General features: G+C 69.2%; 15 protein-coding genes. 7 read left to right on the top strand and 8 right to left on the bottom strand.

All coding sequences use genetic code 11. From position 1 onward, the window contains the following. Window positions 1–75: 75 nt before the first annotated feature. The gene (locus H536_RS0120335; RefSeq protein WP_024352199.1) at window positions 76–309 is read right to left on the bottom strand and encodes a DUF1674 domain-containing protein; all 234 of its coding nucleotides are present in this window, start codon (window positions 307–309) and stop codon (window positions 76–78) included. Window positions 310–531: 222 nt separating this feature from the next. On the opposite strand from H536_RS0120335, the gene htpX reads away from it, so the two are divergent. The 5 genes from htpX (at window position 532) to purH (ending at window position 6,881) form a co-directional block, all read left to right on the top strand. Then, on the top strand, window positions 532–1,500 hold the full coding sequence (gene htpX, locus H536_RS0120330) for a zinc metalloprotease HtpX (protein WP_024352198.1): 969 nt from the start codon (window positions 532–534) through the stop codon (window positions 1,498–1,500). Window positions 1,501–1,577: 77 nt separating this feature from the next. Further along, the gene (locus H536_RS0120325; RefSeq protein WP_029703790.1) at window positions 1,578–2,996 is read left to right on the top strand and encodes an RsmB/NOP family class I SAM-dependent RNA methyltransferase; all 1,419 of its coding nucleotides are present in this window, start codon (window positions 1,578–1,580) and stop codon (window positions 2,994–2,996) included. A gap of 202 nt (window positions 2,997–3,198) precedes the next feature. Then, complete coding sequence (locus H536_RS0120320; protein WP_155898575.1) at window positions 3,199–4,872, top strand: heparinase II/III family protein; 1,674 nt, start codon at window positions 3,199–3,201, stop codon at window positions 4,870–4,872. A gap of 173 nt (window positions 4,873–5,045) precedes the next feature. Continuing rightward, a complete protein-coding gene (locus tag H536_RS25395) occupies window positions 5,046–5,174 on the top strand; it encodes a hypothetical protein (protein ID WP_280137483.1) in 129 nt (42 codons plus the stop codon). A 90-nt stretch (window positions 5,175–5,264) separates the two neighbouring features. Further along, window positions 5,265–6,881 (top strand): bifunctional phosphoribosylaminoimidazolecarboxamide formyltransferase/IMP cyclohydrolase, encoded by a 1,617-nt coding sequence (gene purH / locus H536_RS0120310; protein ID WP_024352194.1) that lies wholly within the window; start codon window positions 5,265–5,267, stop codon window positions 6,879–6,881. 16 nt (window positions 6,882–6,897) lie between these two features. Here the strand turns inward: purH and H536_RS0120305 are convergent, their stop codons facing one another. Both H536_RS0120305 and H536_RS0120300 read right to left on the bottom strand, forming a co-directional pair. Beyond that, window positions 6,898–8,352, bottom strand: a complete 1,455-nt coding sequence (locus tag H536_RS0120305; protein WP_024352193.1) for an MFS transporter — start codon at window positions 8,350–8,352, stop codon at window positions 6,898–6,900. Continuing rightward, complete coding sequence (locus H536_RS0120300; protein WP_024352192.1) at window positions 8,349–9,230, bottom strand: MOSC domain-containing protein; 882 nt, start codon at window positions 9,228–9,230, stop codon at window positions 8,349–8,351. Before H536_RS0120300 ends, H536_RS0120305 begins: the two co-directional genes overlap by 4 nt. A 110-nt stretch (window positions 9,231–9,340) precedes the next feature. On the opposite strand from H536_RS0120300, the gene H536_RS25390 reads away from it, so the two are divergent. Further along, window positions 9,341–9,469, top strand: coding sequence for a hypothetical protein (locus tag H536_RS25390; protein ID WP_266102198.1), 129 nt, complete (start codon window positions 9,341–9,343; stop codon window positions 9,467–9,469). Window positions 9,470–9,561: 92 nt separating this feature from the next. On the opposite strand, the gene H536_RS0120290 is transcribed toward H536_RS25390, so the two are convergent. Then, window positions 9,562–14,466 (bottom strand): NAD-glutamate dehydrogenase, encoded by a 4,905-nt coding sequence (locus H536_RS0120290; RefSeq protein ID WP_024352191.1) that lies wholly within the window; start codon window positions 14,464–14,466, stop codon window positions 9,562–9,564. A 113-nt stretch (window positions 14,467–14,579) separates the two neighbouring features. Between H536_RS0120290 and H536_RS0120285 the strand changes: the two genes are divergently transcribed. After that, window positions 14,580–15,158, top strand: coding sequence for a peroxidase-related enzyme (locus H536_RS0120285; protein ID WP_029703786.1), 579 nt, complete (start codon window positions 14,580–14,582; stop codon window positions 15,156–15,158). 639 nt (window positions 15,159–15,797) lie between these two features. Here the strand turns inward: H536_RS0120285 and H536_RS0120280 are convergent. From H536_RS0120280 to H536_RS0120265, 4 genes are all read right to left on the bottom strand, one after another. Further along, complete coding sequence (locus tag H536_RS0120280) at window positions 15,798–16,715, bottom strand: DMT family transporter (protein WP_035695281.1); 918 nt, start codon at window positions 16,713–16,715, stop codon at window positions 15,798–15,800. 410 nt (window positions 16,716–17,125) lie between these two features. After that, window positions 17,126–17,764, bottom strand: a complete 639-nt coding sequence (locus H536_RS0120275; RefSeq protein WP_024352188.1) for a TPM domain-containing protein — start codon at window positions 17,762–17,764, stop codon at window positions 17,126–17,128. Between the two features lie 2 nt (window positions 17,765–17,766). After that, window positions 17,767–18,609, bottom strand: coding sequence for a TPM domain-containing protein (locus tag H536_RS0120270; protein ID WP_035695280.1), 843 nt, complete (start codon window positions 18,607–18,609; stop codon window positions 17,767–17,769). A 55-nt stretch (window positions 18,610–18,664) separates the two neighbouring features. Next, window positions 18,665–19,294, bottom strand: a complete 630-nt coding sequence (locus tag H536_RS0120265) for a LemA family protein (protein WP_024352186.1) — start codon at window positions 19,292–19,294, stop codon at window positions 18,665–18,667. Window positions 19,295–19,382: the final 88 nt, after the last annotated feature.

Below are 19,382 nucleotides of genomic sequence, written 5' to 3'. Positions count from 1 at the left end.
GGCCCACAATCATCGCGGGAAGCCGTTGCGCGCCTCAGGCACGGGCAGAATGACAGGCTGCAACGGGAACTGGCTTCAGAAGTCCGAGATCAGGCCGTTCTTCTCCCAGTCGCCATAGCGGATCGGTTCGGGCCCCTTGGGTCCGTTGATCTCCCTGGCCTGGGATGCTGAGGCCTCCGCGTCCGCCTGACGGCGGCGTTCCTCGGCTTCGGCGAGGGCACGGCGGGCGGCGGCCGGCAGTTCGCGCTCGGCCGGCGCGCCATCGCCCGGCGCTGCCAGTGCCGGATCCCTTGCCTCGCTGTCGCTCATTGCTCGTCTGCCCCTTGCTGCGGCCGGTGCCATGTTGCGGTTCGTCACCATCAGATAAGGGCAGGGACGAAGGCTTGAAACCCTTGCCGGTGTCGCAGCCTGCCCGGGCCGCTGCAGCCGCGGTGGTTTCCCGGCAATATTGAAGCGGAACCCCGCAATCCCCATTTTCCCGGGCGATTGGCGCGGGTGGACCGCGCAAACTCCTTGGTGGTGGAACCTGCGATGAACATGATCAAGACGGCGATGCTCATCGCCTTCATGACCGCCCTCTTCATGGGGCTCGGCTTCATGATCGGCGGCCGCGCCGGCATGATGATCGCCTTCGTCTTCGCGGCCGGCATGAACCTGTTTTCCTACTGGAACTCCGACAAGATGGTGCTGAAGATGCACCATGCGCAGGAGGTCGACGCGCGCAGCGCGCCGGAATACTACCGCATCGTGGAAGGTCTGGCCGGACGGGCCGGCCTGCCGATGCCGAAGGTCTATGTCATCAACAATGCCCAGCCGAACGCCTTCGCCACCGGGCGCAATCCCGAGAATGCGGCCGTGGCCGCGACGACTGGGCTCCTGGAGCGCCTGACGCCCGAAGAGGTCGCCGCCGTCATGGCGCATGAGCTCGCCCATGTGCAGAATCGCGACACGCTGATCATGACGATCACCGCGACGCTGGCCGGTGCGATCTCGATGCTGGGCAATTTCGCCTTCTTCTTCGGCGGCAACCGCGACAACAACAATCCCCTCGGCTTCATCGGCGTGATCGCGGCGATCATCGTCGCGCCTCTGGCCGCGATGATCGTGCAGATGGCGATCAGCCGGACGCGCGAATATGCCGCCGACCGGCGGGGCGCGGAAATCTGTGGTAATCCGGGCTGGCTCGCCTCGGCGCTCGGCAAGATCGCCAGCGCAGCCGGGCGTACGGTGAACCAGGACGCCGAGCGCAATCCGGCGACGGCCCACATGTTCATCATCAATCCCCTGTCCGGCCAGCGCATGGACAATCTCTTCTCCACCCATCCGGACACCGCCAACCGGATCGCGGCACTGAAACAGATGGCGCTGGAGATGGACGGTGGCGACGGCGGCTTCGTTGCTGCCGCGCCGCAGGCCGGGATCGACCGGACCCGTTCGGGCCCGTGGGGCAGGGGCGATCGCCCCTCCGCCGGCGGCCGCAAGCGGGGACCGTGGGGTTGAGCGCTGGATCGGACGGCCGCAAGACCCGCCGCGGCGGCAATTTCGATGCCTCCCGCTCTGCGCCGCGCAAGCGGCCCTTGCCGGGCAAGGCGCCCCGGCGCGATGACGGCGCCGGCAACGGCCCGCGAATTTCCGACGGCGCCGACGGTTTCGTGCCCGACGGCTACTCGGCGAACGACCGCCCCGGCCTTGGCGCCCGGCTGGTGGCGACGAAGCTCCTGTCGGCGATCGTCGATGCCCGCACCTCGGCGGATGGTCTTCTCGATGCGGCCGGCGGGCATCCCGGCTTCCGTGCGCTGGAAGGCCGCGACCAGGGGCTGGTCAAGGCGATCATCCTTTCCGCGCTCAGGTTCCGCGGCACCATCGGCCGTGCCCTCGACGCCTGTCTCGACCGGCCGTTGCCGCCCAACGCAGCGGCGCTGAAGCACATCCTGCATGTCGGCGCGACGCAGATCCTGTTCCTCGACGTGCCGGATTCGGCCGCTGTCGACCTTGCCGTCGCGGCGGCGAATGTGGATTCGCGCAGCCGTCGTTTCGCCGGCATGATCAATGCCGTGCTGCGCCGCCTGTCGCGGGAGAAGGAGGCCTTGCGCGAGGTCGCCACGGCAACGGAGAACATGCCGGACTGGCTGGCCGCGCGCATGGTGGCGGCCTACGGGCCCGAGCGCACCGAGGCGATCGCGCGGGCGCATCTGACGCCGGCCCCGCTCGACCTCACCGTCAAGAGCGACCCTGCGGGCTGGGCCGCGAAGCTGGGCGGCGTCGCCCTGCCGAACGGCACCGTGCGGCTCGGCAGCTTCGACGGACCGGTGACGGCGCTCGAGGGCTTTGCCGAGGGCGAATGGTGGGTGCAGGACGCCGCCGCGGCGCTGCCGGCGCAATTGTTCGGTGATCTGACGGGCAAGCGCGTCGCCGATCTCTGCGCCGCGCCGGGTGGCAAGACGGCGCAGCTGATCGCCGCCGGCGGCGCCGTAACCGCCCTCGACATCAACGCCAACCGGATGAAGCGGCTGAAGGCCAATCTGGCGCGCCTGTCGCTGGAGGCCGAGACCGTGGTGGGCGACATCGCCGCCTTCGAGCCGGCCGAACCCTTCGACGCCATACTCCTCGACGCGCCGTGCTCGTCCACCGGCACGATCCGCCGGCATCCGGACGTGCCCTACACCAAGGACGCGGAGGAAATCGCCAAGCTGGCCGGTGTGCAGGCGCGCCTGCTCGGCGAGGCGGTGCGGCTTCTGGCGCCGGGCGGCCGGCTGGTCTTCTCCAATTGCTCGCTGGACCCGGCCGAGGGCGAGGCGATCGTCGCGGCCCTCCTCGCCGACCGTTCGGACATCGTGCGCGATCCCGTGCAGCCGGACGAGCTGCCGGGCATGGAGTTCGCGCTCACCCCGGAGGGCGATCTGCGCACCACGCCGGACATGATGGGCGGTGCCGCGGATGCAGCCGCGACCGGCGGACTCGACGGCTTCTACGCCGCGCGGCTGAAGCGGATCTGAGCGGGCCGCGCCCGGCCAAAAGGGCGCGGTCCCGCTTTCGCCGCAAGTCTTAGCGAAGTTTTTACCACATTCGGAGAAAGTGATGGCTGTTGCGCTGACCCGCTGATCCTGCCCCAATGGGGTCGGAGACGGGTTTCGCGAAGGATATCAACCAGTCGAACGGGCGCGTTGCCCGCAGTGGGGTCCGGGAGTGACGACGAGCTTGGCAGGTCAACCGCTCCTCGCTGTCCTGACGCTACGTGAAGTGTGGCGCCGGGCGCGGCGGCGGCTGCGGACCGGTCCGCTGCACCGCTGGCGTTTTGCCGGTGGCCGCGCCGGCAAGCTCCTGGTCGTGCCGCCCTCGTTGCGCCATGGCGACCCGATGATCGCCGAGGCGATCTATGCCGGCCGTTTCTTCTTCGCCGGACAATTGCTCGAACCCGGCCGCACCTCGATCTTTCAGGCGACGCTGCCGTCGGAAGCCTATGCGGCCGAACTCCACGGTTTCGACTGGCTGCGCCACCATGCCGAGGCCGGTGACGCCCTGGCCGTGCAGAACGCCCGCACCCTCGTCGACGACTGGATCCGCCAGAAGGGCGGCACGCTGGCCGATCCCGCCTTCGAGCCCGCGGTGGCCGCGCGCCGGATGATCGCCTGGCTGAGCCATGCCGACATGCTGCTGGCCGAGGCCGATGCCGGCTTCCACAAGCGCTTTCTGCGCAGCCTGTCGTCGCAGGCCCGCTATCTGCGCTCCGTCGCCCAGGAGGCGCCCGAGGGCACGCCCCGCCTGCAGGTGCGCACGGCGCTCGCCTTCGTCTCGCTCTGCCTGCCGGCCGCCAGCGGTCGCATCAAGATCGCGGCGCGGCATCTGGCCGAGGAACTCGACCGCCAGGTGTTTCCCGATGGCGGCCACATCTCGCGCGATCCGGCCGCGCCGGTGGCGATCCTCGCCGATCTGATCCCGCTGCGGCAGACCTATCTGCGCCAGGGCCAGGCGCTGCCGCGGGGGCTCTATTCGGCGATCGACCGGATGCTGCCGGCGGTGCGCTTCTTCCGCCATTCCGACGGCTCGCTGGCGCTGTTCAACGGCTCCGGCGCCTCCGACATCCATCTAATGACGGTGCTCCTGCGCTACGACGAGACGCTGGGCGAGCCGATCACCCATGCACGGCAGTCCGGCTACCACCGGCTGGCCGCCGGCTCGAGCGTCATCGTCGCCGATACCGGCTGCCCGCCGCCGGCGCTGGTCTCGCGCAATGCCCATGCCGGCACGCTGGGCTTCGAGCTCTCCTGCGAGGCGAACCGCATCGTGGTCAATTGCGGCCGCCCGCTGACCGCCGACGCCGAATGGCGCCGCCTGTCGCGCTCGACCGCCGCCCATTCGACGGTGACGCTCGACGATCGCTCGTCGTCGCATTTCGCCCGGTCCGAAAGCCTCGACCGGTTTCTCGGCACGCCGCTGGTGCCGGGGCCGACGGAGGTCCTGTCGGGCGAACTCGGCGATCCGGTGCGCGGCTTCGAGGCGACCCACAATGGCTATGAGCGCCAGTCCGGCCTGCTGCATCGCCGTCAGGTGAGCCTGGCCGAAGACGGCTGGACGGTGGACGGCCACGACAGCTTCCAGCGCAGCGCCACGGTTCGCACCGGCAGCGACGCCGGCAAGGCGACGGCCCGCTTCCACCTGCATCCTTCGGTCAGCGTCGAGGTGATCGGCGACGGCGTCAGGCTGGCGGTGCGCGGGCAGCGCTGGCTGTTCCGGGCCGATGCCCGGGTCGAGATCGAGGATTCGATCTTCTTCGCCGATGCCGGCGGCGCGCGGCGTACGCTGCAACTGGCCGTGCCCTTCGACGCCTACGATCCGGCCGGCATCGCCTGGCGCTTCGAGCGCGAAGCCTGACGGGAACGGGCGCAGCCCGTTTCCCACCGAGGATTGGATGAGGGTGAGACCGGGCAGGCCGTCACGCCGCGCATGACTGGGCTGGATTGCGCCGCTCCGCTCCCCATCTCCCGGTCATGACCCGGATCGCACTTTTCTCGCTCTGCCTTGCGCTTCTTGCCGGTTGTGGCGGCATGAACCGCGCCGTCGGCGTCCTGCCGAACACGCTGGACGATCTGGAGGCGCGCTCGGCCGCGGCGCGCGACGCCCCCGACGACATGGTCAATTCCGGCACCGCGGCGACGCCTGCGCCAGTGCGATAGCGGCTCTGACCGCCGACCACCATTGTGGGAAGCGGCGCGGCTGACTATCAGGGGCGGACCCCTCCCATCCGTGCCACGCAGGAAAAGCCGATGTCTCTCAAAGCCAATGCCACGCAGGCCCCCGATCGCGTGCGGGTTCGCCGCGCGCTGCTGTCGGTCTTCGACAAGGCCGGCCTCGTCGATTTCGCCCGTGAACTGGCGGCGCTCGATGTCGAGCTGGTCTCCACCGGCGGCACCTACCGGGCGCTGAGCGAGGCGGGCCTTGCCGTTCACGACGTCTCCGAGCTGACCGGCTTTCCCGAGATCATGGACGGGCGGGTGAAGACCCTGCATCCGGGCGTCCATGGCGGCCTGCTGGGCATTCGCGACGATGCCGAGCATGCCAAGGCCATGGAGACCCACGGCATTGCCGGCATCGATATGCTGGTCTCCAACCTCTACCCCTTCGAGGAGACGCTGGCCGGCGGCGCCGACACCGCGACGATCGTCGAGAATATCGACATCGGGGGACCGGCGATGATCCGCGCCGGCGCCAAGAACCATGGCTATGTCACCGTGGTGGTCGATCCGGCCGAATACGACACGGTGCTTCAGGCGCTGAAGTCCGCGAATGGCGAGACCGACTTCGCCCTGCGCCAGCGTCTGGCCGCGGCGGCCTTTGCCCGCACCGCGGCCTATGACGCGGCGGTGTCGACATGGTTTGCCGGCGTAGTGGGTGATGCAATGCCCCAGCGCGTCAGCGTGTCGGGCACGTTGTCGGAAGCGCTGCGCTACGGCGAGAACCCGCATCAGAGCGCCGGCTTCTACCGGACCGGCGAGAGCCGCGCCGGTGTCGCCACGGCGCGGCAGCTGCAGGGCAAGGCGCTCTCCTACAACAACATCAACGACACCGACGCGGCCTTCGAGCTGGTCGGCGAGTTCGATCCGGCCCGCACCGCCGCGGTTGCCATCATCAAGCATGCCAACCCCTGCGGCGTGGCGGAAGGCTCCGACCTTCTCGACGCCTATCGGAAGGCGCTGGCCTGCGATCCGGTCTCGGCTTTCGGCGGCATCGTCGCGCTCAACCGCAAGCTCGACCGGGCGGCGGCGGAAGCGATCGTGCAGGTCTTCACCGAAGTGATCATCGCGCCGGAGGCCGACGAGGACGCCATCGCGATCGTCGCCGGCAAGAAGAATCTGCGCCTGCTTTTGACCGGCGGCCTTCCCGATCCGCGCGCCGCCGGGCGCACGGTCAAGTCGGTTGCCGGCGGCCTGCTCGTCCAGTCGCGCGATGCGGGCGTGGTCGACGATCTCGACCTGAAGGTGGTCACCCGGCGTGCGCCCAGCGAGACCGAGCTGGCCGACCTGAAATTCGCCTTCCGGGTCGCCAAGCACGTCAAGTCCAACGCCATCGTCTATGCCCGTGACCTCGCCACGGTCGGCGTCGGGGCCGGTCAGATGAGCCGGGTGGATTCGGCCCGCATCGCGGCGCGCAAGGCCGAAGACGCGGCGGCTGCTGCCGGCCATGGCGAGCCGCTGACGCGCGGCGCGGTGGTTGCGTCCGACGCCTTTTTCCCCTTCGCCGACGGCCTGCTGTCGGCCGTCGCGGCGGGCGCCACCGCGGTGATCCAGCCGGGCGGTTCCATGCGCGACGACGAGGTCATCAAGGCCGCCGACGACAACGACATCGCCATGGTGATGACCGGCATGCGCCACTTCCGGCACTAGGCCAGTGCCGGCCGGCCTATGCGGCCGGCTGGCGCTCTCCGCCGGCATCCTGGCCCCTGCCGACCGCGCGGGGGCCCGGCGTTCCCAGAAGGATCGCCAGCCCGACGACGAAGAACAGGATCAGCGCCGACATGCCGATGCGCGACGCGGTCGCCGGGTCCGTCAGGCCGGCAGCGACCGCGGTGAAGGCCGCGACGGCCGCCGTGCCGAGGAAGGACGTCGCGCGGCCGGTGAGGGCGTAGAAGCCGAAATAGCGGCCGGCCTCGTCGGCGGTGACCGATTGCGCCAGCCAAGAGCGCGACGAGGCCTGGACCGGGCCGAAGGCCAGCCCGATCAGCAGGCCGAAGACGATGTAGCTCTTCTCCGCCGGCGTGGCGAAGAGGCCCGTCGCCTCGGACGGCGCGAAGGTCAAAAGCCCGAACAGGGTGGAGTCCGGCGCCGTCGAGATGATCCCGATCGTCGCCGTCATCAGGCAGAGGATCGAGGCGACGATGACCGCCTTGGAGCCCAGCCGCGCGTCGAGAACGCTGGCGCCGACGCAGCCGAGAATGGCCGTGACGTTGAGAATGACGCCGAACAGGCCGCTCTCGGTGATCGACCAGCCGAACATGCCGGCGGCGAAGGCGCCGCCGAGGACGAGCAGCGCATTGACGCCGTCCTGGTAGATCATCCGCGCGATCAGAAAGCGGAACAGCGTGCCGCGCACCCGGATCTCGCGATAGGTCGCCTTCAGGTCCTTCAGCCCGTCCCGTGCGGCGACGCGGATCGGCTCGGCCTTCTTGCGATCGGGCGTCAGCAGGAACATCGGCAGGACGAAGACCAGGTACCAGAGGGCCGAGAGCGGGCCGGTCGCCCGTGCGCCTTCGCCCTCGGCCGGGTCGAGGCCGAACCAGGGCTCGAGGCCAAGCAGGGTCAGGCCGCTCTCTGGCGATCCCGCCAGGAAGGCGAGGGTGACGAACAGGAAGACGATCCCGCCGACATAGCCGAGACCCCAGGCGAGGTTGGACACCCGCCCGATGGAATCGCGATGGACGAGGCGGGGGATCATGGCGTCGTTGAAGACGATGGAGAATTCCGCTGCCACCATGGCGAAGACGATGAGCGCGGCAGCGAAGATCAGCGGCGTGCCGGGCGCGGCGAACCACAGGAGCAGCAGCGCGAGGATCTTCACGACGGCGAAGCTGGCGATCCACGGCTTGCGGGGCCCGGCCCGGTCGGCGATCGAGCCGAGAAAGGGCGACAGGATCGCCACGCAGATGCCGACGAGGGTCACCGCGCCACTCCACCAGGCCTGGCCGGTGGCCGGATCGGAGGCGAGCTGGGAGACGAAATAGGGCCCGAAGACGAAGGTGATGACGACGGTGAAGAAGGGCTGGGCGGCGAAGTCGAAGGTCATCCAGCCCCAGACGGCGCGCTGGCGCAGCGGGACCCGGTAGGGCAGCCCGGCGACGGTCGGTGCGAGTTCGGTCATCGATCGGCGCCGCGGCCCGATGCGTCGCGCACGGCGGGTGCGCCACCGCGCCGGGCGACGACCTCCACCGGGTCGCCGGGGCGGATCACGGCCGGACCGCGCGGCACCGCGTTCCAGCCGAACAGCAGGCCGGGCACGCGCGGCGTTGCCGAGAACCGGATGCGGCGCATGGCGTCCATCGGCTGGGTGCCGGCGATCATGCCGGTCGTCTGGTCCACGGTCGTGACGATGCAGCGGGCGCAGGGTTTGACCAGATCGATCACCGCCTCGCCAACGCGGATGGTGGCCCAGTCGTCCTCGGCCCAGGCCTCGGCGCCGTCGATGACCAGGTTCGGCCGGAAGCGGCTCATCGGCACGGCGTCCCCGTCCTGGCGGACGATGTCGCCGTTGAGCGCGCGCAGCGAGGCCGGATTGGCGATCAGCAGCGGGAAGCCATCGGCAAAGGCGACGGGCGGAACACCGTCGGTGCTCTCTGGCGCCCAGACCGGATCGATATGGCGGGCATCCGTCCGGTCGAGATGGACGAGCCGGACTGGCCGCTGCAGCCATTGCGACAGCGCCGCGTTGGTGGCGTCGTCGGCGAGGGCGGCATCGACCGCGTCGCCCCAGATGGTGACGGTCAGCCGGTCGTCGCCCTCCGGTACGGGAACGAAGCGCTCGCCGATTTCCTCGTAGGACAGGATAAGCCCGTCGACATCCGGCTGGGCGTCGAGCAGCGCCAGCGGCGGATGCTCGCGCTGGGAGAGGAACCGGCCCGTCTCGTCGACCAGCATCCAGCGGCGGTCGCCCTCGAGGCCCCACACCTCCAGTGCATTTTCGTCGCGTTCGATCGACCGTCCGGCTTTCACCGGATGGATGTGGATGGATCCGAGTTCCATCACTCCCCCTTATTCGCTGGGCGTGACATCCGAAAGATGCCATCCCCCACGACGTCCCCCACGTGCTATTCTGTCAGCGGATCAATCAGGATTCCACAAAGGATACGATCATGGCCAAGGGTCAGGTGCGCGGCAACAAGGAAGTCCGAAAGCCGAAGGCGGACAAGACGAAGGCAGCGGTGCCAGTGACGGTGCCCGGCAAGTTCGCGGCGGCCCGGCCCGACGCCAAGAAGGGCTGAGGCCCGGCCCGGTCCCTCATGCGCCGGCCAGCCTTGCTGGCCGGCCACCAGCCGCCCTCGCGCGGCACTTCCATTTCCCCCTCTGCCGGCGTCTAGCCGGCCAGATCCGACAACAGGCCCGCGGCGACCGTCAGCCGCGCCACCGAGGTGCCGCCCGATCCGGCGAGGGCGCCGATCTGCCCCCCGATCCGCTCGACCGCCGTCCGTCGGCTTTCCGCCCAGGCCGCGGCCGGGTCTTTCTCCGCGCCGAAGTCTCGCAGGGCCGTCGCCGTCAGCTTGCGCCGGGCACCGGCGATCTGGCTGCCGGCCCGCTCCAGGGCCAGCGTCTCGTAGTAATCGTCCGTCTGCAACGCGAAGAGCGCGGCTTCGAGCCGGCCAATCTCGAACTGCCGGGTGATGCCGAAATAGCAGCCGATGGTCGCTTCGAGCCCCGTCGATGTTTCACGTGAGACAGAGGCGATATCCGGCACCAGCGAGAGGAGCGGCAGCAGTGCGATCGCTTCGGCCACATCCTCCGGCACGCCCTTCTCGACGAAAGCCTCGGCGCGCGACTGGGCCTCGGCCCGGCCGGCCTCGGTGGCCAGCTCGACGAGCTGCGGTTTGAGCTTGTCCAGCGCGTCGCGGCTGGCGACGACCGCGCCGGTCAGGCCGCCCTCGAAGCTTTCGTTCTGGACATACCAGCGGGTCGTGCGGATCAGGAACCGGCCGATCTCCGCATAGAGCGCGTTCTGGGTCTCGCCATGCAGCGTGCCGTCCAGCGCGTCCACCCGTTCGTAGAGCGAGCGCACGTCGAGGCCGTCGCGCGCCGCAATGAAGGCCTGCACGATCTGGGCCGGCGAGGCACCGGAGGATTCACGCAGCACCGTGACGAAGGTCGGGCCGGTGCGGTTGACCACCTCGTTGGCCAGCACCGTAGAGATGATCTCGCGGCCGAGGCGATGGCCCTCGATGTCCCGCGCGAAGTCCCGCTGCATCGGCACCGGAAAATAGTCGTTCAGGCGGTCTTCCAGATACGGGTCGTCGGGCAGGTCGCTGGCGACGAGCTGGTCGAACAGGGTGATCTTGGCATAGGCGATCAGCACCGCGATCTCGGGCCGGGTGAGGCCCCGACCGGTCGCCCGCAGATCGGCGATGGCGGCTTCCGACGGCAGCGTCTCCACCGCCCGGTCGAGCTCGCCGGCATCTTCCAGAACGCTCATGAACCGCGCCTGCAGGGCAAGCGCCGAGGCCCCGGCCCGCTCTTCCAGCGACAGGGCGAGCGTCTGTTCGTAATTGTTGGCGAGGACGAGCTCGGCGACCTCGTCGGTCATGTCGGCCAAAAGCGCGTTGCGCTCCTCGCGGGTGAGGCGGCCGGATTCCATCGCGCTCTTCAGGGCGATCTTGATGTTCACCTCGACGTCGGAGGTGTTCACGCCGGCCGAATTGTCGATGGCGTCGGAATTGATCCGTCCGCCGGCGGCCGCGAACTCGATGCGCCCGCGCTGGGTGACGCCGAGATTGGCGCCCTCGCCGACGACCCGGGCCCTGACTTCGGCGGCGGCAACGCGCACCGGATCGTTGGCGCGGTCACCGACATCGGCGTTGGATTCGTTGCCGGCGCGCACATAGGTGCCGATGCCGCCGAACCAGAGCAGGTCGGCCGGCGCCTTGAGGATCGCGCTGATGATCTCGGCGGGCGTGCCCGAGCGCTTGTCCCAGCCGATCGCGTCGGCGGCTTCCTGCGACAGATGCACCATCTTGTCGCGCCGCGAGAACACCCCGCCGCCCTGCGAGATCGTGGCGCGGTCGTAGTCGTTCCAGGACGAGCGCGGCGTCTCGAACAGACGCTGGCGCTCGGCAAAGGAGGTCGCCGGATCGGGATCGGGGTCGATGAAGATGTCGCGGTGGTCGAAGGCCGCGATCAGCCGCGTCGTCTTCGACAGGAGCATGCCGTTGCCGAAGACGTCGCCCGACATGTCGCCGCAACCGACGACGGTGAAGGGCTCCGACTGGATGTCGCGGTCCATCTCGCGGAAGTGGCGCTTGACCGCCTCCCAGGCGCCGCGTGCGGTGATGCCCATGGCCTTGTGGTCGTAGCCGGCCGAGCCGCCGCTGGCGAAGGCGTCGTCGAGCCAGAACTCGTTCGACTGGGCGATGGCGTTGGCGGTGTCGGAGAAGGTCGCCGTGCCCTTGTCGGCGGCGACGACGAAATAGGGATCGTCGCCGTCATAGCGGGTGACGTTGGGTGGTGTGACCACATCCTCGCCGACGATGTTGTCGGTGATCGACAGGAGGGAAGCGATGAAGACGACATAGGCCGAGCGGCCGGCGGCAAACCAGGCGTCGCGGTCGGACGGGTCGGGCAGGCGCTTGGGGTAGAAGCCGCCCTTGGCGCCGACCGGCACGATCACCGCGTTCTTGACCTGCTGCGCCTTGACTAGACCCAGCACCTCGGTGCGGTAGTCCTGGGCGCGGTCCGACCAGCGCAGGCCGCCGCGGGCGACCGGGCCGAAGCGCAGATGGACGCCCTCGACGCGGGCGTCGAAGACGAAGATCTCGCGATAGGGGACCGGGGCCGGCAGGCCCTCGACGGCGGCGGATTCGAACTTGAAGGCGAGCGCCGGGGCGACCGCGCCGGGTTCGGAAACCGGCTCGGCGGAGATGCCGTCGACGGCGTAGTAATTGGTCCGCAGCGTGGCGAGGATGGCGCCCATGAAGCGGCGCACGATGCGGTCGTCGTCGATGGAATCGACGTCTTCCAGGGCTTCGCAGATCGCCGCATGGATCTCGCCGGCGCCCCGCGCCTTTGCGCGGCGGGCCTGCCGCGCATCCGGCTCGCTCTCGCCGTCTTCGGATGCCGCATCGGTTTCGGCCGGGGCCGGGTGCTCGGGATCGAAGCTTGCCGCGAAGAGATCCCACAGCAGGCGGGCGATCTGTGGCTGGCGCATCAGGGCGGCGCCGAGATAGTCGGGCGAATAGGCGAGGCCCGTCTGGCGCAGATAGCGCGAATAGGCGCGCAGCACATTGGCCTGGCGCAGGTCCAGCCCGGCCTCCAGCACTAGCGCGTTGAACCCGTCATTTTCGATGCGGCCGGCCCAGACATTGGCGAAGGTCGCTTCCAGCGCGGCGCCGTCGTCGTCGAGCGCGATGTCGCCGCCGCGGCTGCGCTTCAGGTCCATGTCGTGGATATGCACCGTCTCGCCGTCGGGCCGCACGATCCGGTAGGTGCGTTCGGAGACGGCGGAGAAGCCCATGTTCTCGAGGATCGGCACGCGGGTCGAGAGCGCGAGGGCCGCGCCCAGATGATAGATCTTCAGCCGCAGGAGGTCGGGCGCATCGTTCTCGCGGCGATGGAAGGTGACGCGTACCTCCTCGCCTTCTGAGAGCGCCATGATGATCCCTGCGTCGTCCACGGCCTCGGTCGGGGAGACGACGTCGCGATAGCTTTCCGGCAGGCCCGGCGCGAGGCGACCGTATTCGCCGGCATGGCCGGCGGCCGACAGGGCGGCGGTGAACTCGTCCTCCCAGTTCTTGGCCATCTCGACGACGCGCGCTTCCAGCTGCGCCGTGTCGACCTCGGGCGTGGTGCCGCCGGCGCGTCCGATGATGAAGTGGACGCGGGCGAGCGGCCCTTCGGGGAAGGCTGGGTAATAGGCCGAGACATGACCGTCATAGGCCTCGGCAAGCATCAGGCCGATCCGTTCGCGCAGGCGAGAATCGTAGCGCTCGCGCGGCACGAAGACGAGGATGGAGACGAAACGGTGGAAGCGGTCGACGCGCGACAGGATTTTTACCCGCGGGCGTTCGCCGAGCTCCACGATGGTCGAGGCGTAGCGCTCCAGCAGCGCCACGTCGATCTGGAAGACCTCGTCGCGGGAATAGGATTCCAGCGCGTTGAGCAGCGCCTTGGCCGAGTGCGAACCGGGGCGCAGGCCCGAGCGGCTGATCACCGTTTCGGCCTTCAGCCGCAGATAGGGAATGGTCAGGATCGAGCGCGTGTAGGCGCTGGAGGTGAACAGGCCGACAATGCGCAGCTCGCCGACGAAATTGCCGTCGGCGTCGAACTGCTTGACCCCGACATAGTCCATATAGGCGCGGCGATGGACCAGTGAGCGGGCATTGGCCTTGGTGACGATCAGCGGGGTCGGCGCTTCCAGAAAGGCGCGGATCTCCGGCGTCGTCGTCATGCGGCGGCCGGGCCGACCGAGAATGCGCACGTCGGGATCGGCCAGGATGCCGAGCCCGGCATCGTCGCGCCGTTCCAGCGCCTCGCCCTCGCTGCCGGGCAGATAGTCGTATTCGCGGCAGCCGAGGAAGATGAAATTGTCGTCGCGCAGCCATTCGAGCAGCCGGGCGGCTTCCTCGAAGGTGGTCTTCAGATCGGCGTCGTCGAGGCGCGAGGCCTGGCGGTGCAGCGCCTCGACGGATTCGCTGGCGCGGTTGCGCATGGCATCGAAATCGGCATTGGCGTTGGCGACCTGGCCGAGGATCGCCTCGAGCCGGGACTTGAGCGCCGTGTTCGCGTCACCGTCGCCCAGGGGATCGACGGCGAACTGGATCAGGCTGGTCCGGTCGGCTTCGCCCAGCACCATGTCGCGGGGATGGGAGGCCGAGAAGCTGGTGACCTCGCCGGCCGCGCCGCGCAGCACGTCGAGGATCGGATGGGAGATGTAGCGGATGCCGACGGCGGAATCGGCGATCTCGGCGGTCACCGAGTCGAACAGGAACGGCATGTCGTCGCTGACGACGGTGATCAGTTCCAGCTTGCGCCCGTCGCGCAGGACGAATCCGTCCGGCTGTTCGATGCGCACCAGATGCGCGCCCCGGCGGTGATCGCACAGCGCCTCGAAGCCGGCGCGGGCCGCCAGCGCCAGCGCCTCGGGCGTGAACTCGGCCAGATCCTCGGCCGGCGGGCGGGAAAAGAGCAGCGGGGCGAGGGTGGCTTCGGCGCCATCCTCCCCGATGGCCGCCTCGATCACAGACAGGATCTCCGTCTTGGTCGTTGCGGGATGGTCCATGGGGTGCCCTCCGATGCGACTGCTTGTCGTGTCCGACACCCTATCATAGGAATCCCGCCACGACCTTCGAGGGCAAGTGGTGTCCCGGGCGTCGCTGGAACGTGGGAGGAAGCATGACGCAGCAACAGGACAGGCCCGTGACAGCACTCGGCCTGGCGATGGCCGAGCCCCTGTCGGAGCGCACCCGGGCGTTCTTCGCCAAATGCCAGGAAAAGCTCGGCCTCGTGCCGAACGTCCTCCTCGCCTACGCCTTCGACGAGCGCAAGCTGGAGGCTTTCTCCACCTTCTACAACGATCTGATGCTGGGGGAGAGCGAGCTGTCGAAGCTCGACCGCGAGATCATCGCCGTCGTCGTCTCCTCGATCAATCACTGCCATTATTGCCTGACCGCCCATGGTGCCGCCGTGCGCCAGCTTTCCGGCGACCCCGGCTTCGGCGAGGCGATCGCCCAGAACTGGCGCGCCGCCGGGCTCGACGACCAGCGCGCCGCGATGCTGGATTTCGTCGTCCAGCTGACCGAGCGGCCGGACACCATCGTCGAGGCGGACCGGCAGGCGCTGCGCGACGCGGGTTATACGAACCGGGGCATCTTCGACATCGCCGCGGTGGCGGCGTTTTTCGCCATGTCCAACCGCGTCGCCTCGGCCACCGACATGCGCCCCAATGACGACTATCACGCCATGGCGCGGTAGCGCGGGGTGATGGGGGCGCCGGCGTTCGTGAGGTGCGATGGCGCTGGGTGCTGCGAAGGTGCCGGTGCGGCGAGGCACACGCGGTGGCAGCGGTCCGGGCCGCTAGATTGTTGGCTCGGGCCGCGACCGTTTGTGCAGTGGCGGCGGTTTGGCATGGGGCCTCGGGTCAAGCCCGAGGATGACACCTGAGTTGGGTGATGCGGTTCCCCGTCCATCGCCGTGTCGAGGGCGATCGGTCGAAAAACGCAGGCGTTGCTTCGTGCGCCGGCAAACGCTCCTACCCCACCGCGCGTCATCCTCGGGCTTGACCCGAGAACCCATGCCTCGACCGTGCCGGCATCCTCTGCGGTGCAGAAGCCGCACGGCGCGGATCATGACGCACGTCTTGGGTGAGGCAACTCCCCGTCATCCGCTGCACCGTGCCGCGATCGGTACGACTATGGGCGCCACTTTGTCCTCCGAGACGAGCGCCCACCCATCCCCCGCGCGCTATCCTCGGGCTTGACCCGAGGACCCATGCCTCGACCGTGCCGGCATCCTCTCTGCTGCAGAAGACCCGCACAAGCGGACCGCACGTCGAGATGGTCCGGGCAACGACAGTCGGCCCTCGCCACCCACCACCCACCCGCATCACGCCCGCTAGCCGCCGGTGTGCTCCGCGAACCGGCGCTTCGCCATCCCGGCCAGTCGCCCGTCGATGGCGGCGAGGCCGGTGCCGATCAGGGCCATGCCGGCGAGGTGCTGCAGTTCCAGGACTTCGCCGAGGACCAGCGAGCCGAGAATGATGGCGCTGACCGGGACGAGGATCGTCACGAGCAGGATGTTGGTGGCGCCGGCCGTCGCCAGGATGCGGAAATAGAGGACATAGGCCAGCGCGGTGGACAGGGCGGCGATGCCGAGGATGGCGCCCCATGTCGCCGGGCCCGGCATGGCGATGGTCCAGGGGCGGTCCACCAGAAGGGCGAGGGGGAGAAGCATCGCGGTCGAGGCGGTTACCTGGCCCGTCGCCGTCGCCATGGGCGCCACGCCCATGCGCCGGAAGCGGCGTCCGAAGACACCGGCCAGTGCATAGGAGAAGGCCGCGGCGAGGCAAGCAAGCTGGGCGGCGATGTCGCTGCCGACGGTGCGGAGGGCCCCGGGCCCGAGCATCACCACGACTCCTGCGAAGCCGAGCACCACCCCGGCCAGCCGGTGGCCGGTCACCTTCTCGTCGCGCGTCAGGATATGGGCGACCACCACCCCGAAGAGCGGCGTCGTCGCATTGAGGATCGAGGCGAGGCCCGAGCCGATCTGCGTCTGACCCCAAACGATCAGGCTGAACGGGACGAGATTGTTGAGGAAGCCCATGCCGACGAAGGCGGCCCAGATCCGCCGGTCACGCGGCATGGCGTGGCCGAGGACGCGCATGACCGCCCACAGGATCATCGCCGCCAGTCCGACGCGCAGGACGACGATGGTGAAGGGCGGCAGTTCGCGCACCGCAACGCCGGTGAAGAAGAAGGACCCGCCCCACAGGACGGACAGCGCCAGCAGCATCGCCCATTCGGCCGACGTCATGCTGCGATTGGCGGGGTGTGTCTGGATGGCGCGCACGGTCTGCTCCTCGGCTGAGGACGTTAGTGGGGGCCGTCGGGGGCGCCCACCCGATTTCCGGGCGGCGACGGTTGGGGGGATGTCCGTTGTGGGCAGCGGCGGCGGCAACGGTTTGGCGTGGGTCCTCGGGTCAAGCCCGAGGATGACGCGCGGTGATGGGGAATGATCATCCTGAGACGGCGCGGTGCTTCAGTCCGGCCCGGCCCGGTCCGGCTCAGCATGAGGGTGACGGCGAGCCGCAACATCCAACCTCGGCGTCATCCTCGGGCTTGACCCGAGGACCCATGCCTCGCCGGTTCGGCCATCCGCTCCGCTGGCGACCATCCACCCGCTGCCGGCCATCCGCTCCGCTGCCGGATGCGCCCCGCCGCCCCTCAGATCTCCACGAGCCGGTCGGGGATCTCGTTGGTATTGCGGTGGTCGCCGGGGAAGTGCGCGGTGAGGATGGCGCCTGCGGCGTGGGCGGCGGCGACGTAGCCGTCGGCCAGGCGATCCTCGGCGGCGGCGGTGACGAGGTCTGCGACGATGGCGTCCCAGCTCTCCTGCGGGACCTTGGCGGCGATGGCGTCGTCGGCGACGATCTCGGCAAAGCGCTCGGCTTCGGAGACGAAGATCAGGATGCCGGTGCGCCCCGCCGTGGTGTGGAGGTTATGGGCGAAGAACTGCTGCAGGGCCGACCGGTGCGCCCGGCGTTCGGCAATGGCGCGGGGCACGAAGGCCATGCGCAGGGTCCGGGACAGGGCGAAGGCCGCCAGCATGGCGAGGACGATGACGATCTGCCCGCCCAAGAGCGCCGCGGCCGAGACCGTGACGCCGAAGAGCGGCGCCAGCAGCAGGGTGACGCCGGCCACCAGCAGCGCGATGGCGAGGGCGGCCGTGGCGGAGACGAAATGATAGCCGTCGCTCGCCCGGGCGAAGACCGCGTATATCTCGCCGGTCGTAGCGATCTCGGCCTCGCGGATCGCCGAGGCAATGCGGGCATGATCGGCTTCGGTGAAGGTCAGTCTTGCCATGGTCACCAGCTCCCCGACGATCCGCCGCCGCCAAACGATCCTCCGCCGCCGGAAAAGCCACCGCCCCCCGAAAAGCCGCCACCGCCGCCGAAGCCACCCCCGAAGCCGCTGCGCGATCCCGACATGCGGCTCGCCTGGCCGAGCGTCCAGACGATCCCGAGCCAGCGATAGCGGTTGCGACCGATCTTCTTGCCGAAGCGGCGGGCAAGGCCCGTCATCGCAAAGGCGCCGAGAACGAGAATCCAGACCCCGGCGAACATCAGGGTGAAGGCGATGCCGGCAAAATCCTCGCCGCTCCAGTCCTGGTTGCGTTCGGCCCGGGCCTGAAGCTCGGCCGCGTCGCCGGAGAGCACCTGGATGATGCCGTCGACGCCGCGGCTGATGCCGCCGGGATAATCGCCGCTGCGAAACGCCGGCAGGATGTCGTTCTGGATGATCAGCGAGGAGAGGGCGTCGGTGAGGGTGCCTTCGAGCCCGTAGCCAACCTCGATGCGCACCTCGCGGTCGTCGCGGCTGACCAGGAGGACGACGCCGTTGTTTTCCTCCGCCTGGCCGATGCCCCATTCGCGGCCGAGCCGGTTGGCGTAGTCGGCAATCTCGGCGCCCTGCAGGTCCGGAACGGTGACGACGACGACCTGGTCGCTGCCCTGTGCCTCGAAGGCCGCCAGCTTCTCGGTCAGTGCGGTCTCGGTCGCCGGATCGAGAAGATCCGCCGTGTCGACCACCCGTCCGGTGAGGGGCGGGAACTCCTGCGCGGCGGCAGGCGCGACCAGCGCAAGGACGGCCGCCAGCACCAGAAGGCGGCCCAGCGCGGCGAGCGCGCCGCGTCCACCTGCCATCGACATTTGCCGGATCCGATCCATGGGCGCGGGCCTTTCGGTCAGTTGGCTGCCAGCCGGCTCACTGGCCGAAATCCACCTTCGGCGGCGTCGCCGAGCCGGCGGTCGCGGTGAAGGGCTCCATCGGCTGGGCCTCCGGATAGAAGAAGGAGGCGATCCAGCGGCCGGGGATCGTCCGCAGCTCGGTGTTATAGACCCGCACCGCCTCGATATAGTCGCGGCGGGCAACGGATATCCGGTTCTCGGTGCCCTCGAGCTGGCTCTGCAGGGCAAGGAAGTTCTGGTTGGACTTGAGGTCCGGATAGGCTTCGACGGTCGCCAGCAGCCGCGACAGGGCGCCGCCGAGCTGGTCCTGCGCCGCCTGGAATTTCTGCACCATGGCCGGGTCGCTGAGCTGGTCGGCGTCGACGGTGATCTGGGTCGCCTTGGCCCGTGCCTCGACCACCGCCGTCAGAACTTCGCGCTCCTGGGCGGCAAAGCCCTTCACGGTCTCGATCAGGTTGGGGATCAGATCGGCCCGGCGCTGATACTGGTTCTCGACCTGCGACCACGCCGCGCGCGCCTGCTCCTGATAGGTGGGAATGGCGTTGATCCCGCAGGCCGACAGCATCGGCGCCATGAGCGCCACGACGAGGGCGGTCAGATACGGGCGGAGCCGGAGCGGCGGAAGGATCTTGGCAGCGGACAGCATCAACGGTCTCCGGTCAAAAGGGCTTGTCCGGCATGTCTAGCGCATCCGGCCGTAGCGCAGAAGACAATCGTTGCGTCCGGGCTGTTGC

The sequence above is a fragment of the Aurantimonas coralicida DSM 14790 genome (genome assembly GCF_000421645.1).
Lineage (GTDB): Bacteria > Pseudomonadota > Alphaproteobacteria > Rhizobiales > Rhizobiaceae > Aurantimonas > Aurantimonas coralicida.
Note: the sequence above shows the minus strand (reverse complement) of the source record. Positions and strands in the feature narration are given on the sequence as shown.

Excerpts from the sequence above, each read along its gene's own strand:
- H536_RS0120275 (WP_024352188.1), bottom strand. The coding sequence starts at position 17,764 with ATGGCAAGACTGACCTTCACCGAAGCCGATCATGCCCGCATTGCCTCG.
- htpX (WP_024352198.1), top strand. The coding sequence starts at position 532 with ATGAACATGATCAAGACGGCGATGCTCATCGCCTTCATGACCGCCCTC.
- purH (WP_024352194.1), top strand. The coding sequence starts at position 5,265 with ATGTCTCTCAAAGCCAATGCCACGCAGGCCCCCGATCGCGTGCGGGTT.
- H536_RS0120270 (WP_035695280.1), bottom strand. The coding sequence starts at position 18,609 with ATGTCGATGGCAGGTGGACGCGGCGCGCTCGCCGCGCTGGGCCGCCTT.
- H536_RS0120280 (WP_035695281.1), bottom strand. The coding sequence starts at position 16,715 with ATGACGTCGGCCGAATGGGCGATGCTGCTGGCGCTGTCCGTCCTGTGG.
- H536_RS0120290 (WP_024352191.1), bottom strand. The coding sequence starts at position 14,466 with ATGGACCATCCCGCAACGACCAAGACGGAGATCCTGTCTGTGATCGAG.
- H536_RS0120265 (WP_024352186.1), bottom strand. The coding sequence starts at position 19,294 with ATGCTGTCCGCTGCCAAGATCCTTCCGCCGCTCCGGCTCCGCCCGTAT.
- H536_RS25390 (WP_266102198.1), top strand. The coding sequence starts at position 9,341 with ATGGCCAAGGGTCAGGTGCGCGGCAACAAGGAAGTCCGAAAGCCGAAG.
- H536_RS0120300 (WP_024352192.1), bottom strand. The coding sequence starts at position 9,230 with ATGGAACTCGGATCCATCCACATCCATCCGGTGAAAGCCGGACGGTCG.
- H536_RS0120285 (WP_029703786.1), top strand. The coding sequence starts at position 14,580 with ATGACGCAGCAACAGGACAGGCCCGTGACAGCACTCGGCCTGGCGATG.
- H536_RS25395 (WP_280137483.1), top strand. The coding sequence starts at position 5,046 with ATGAACCGCGCCGTCGGCGTCCTGCCGAACACGCTGGACGATCTGGAG.
- H536_RS0120335 (WP_024352199.1), bottom strand. The coding sequence starts at position 309 with ATGAGCGACAGCGAGGCAAGGGATCCGGCACTGGCAGCGCCGGGCGAT.
- H536_RS0120305 (WP_024352193.1), bottom strand. The coding sequence starts at position 8,352 with ATGACCGAACTCGCACCGACCGTCGCCGGGCTGCCCTACCGGGTCCCG.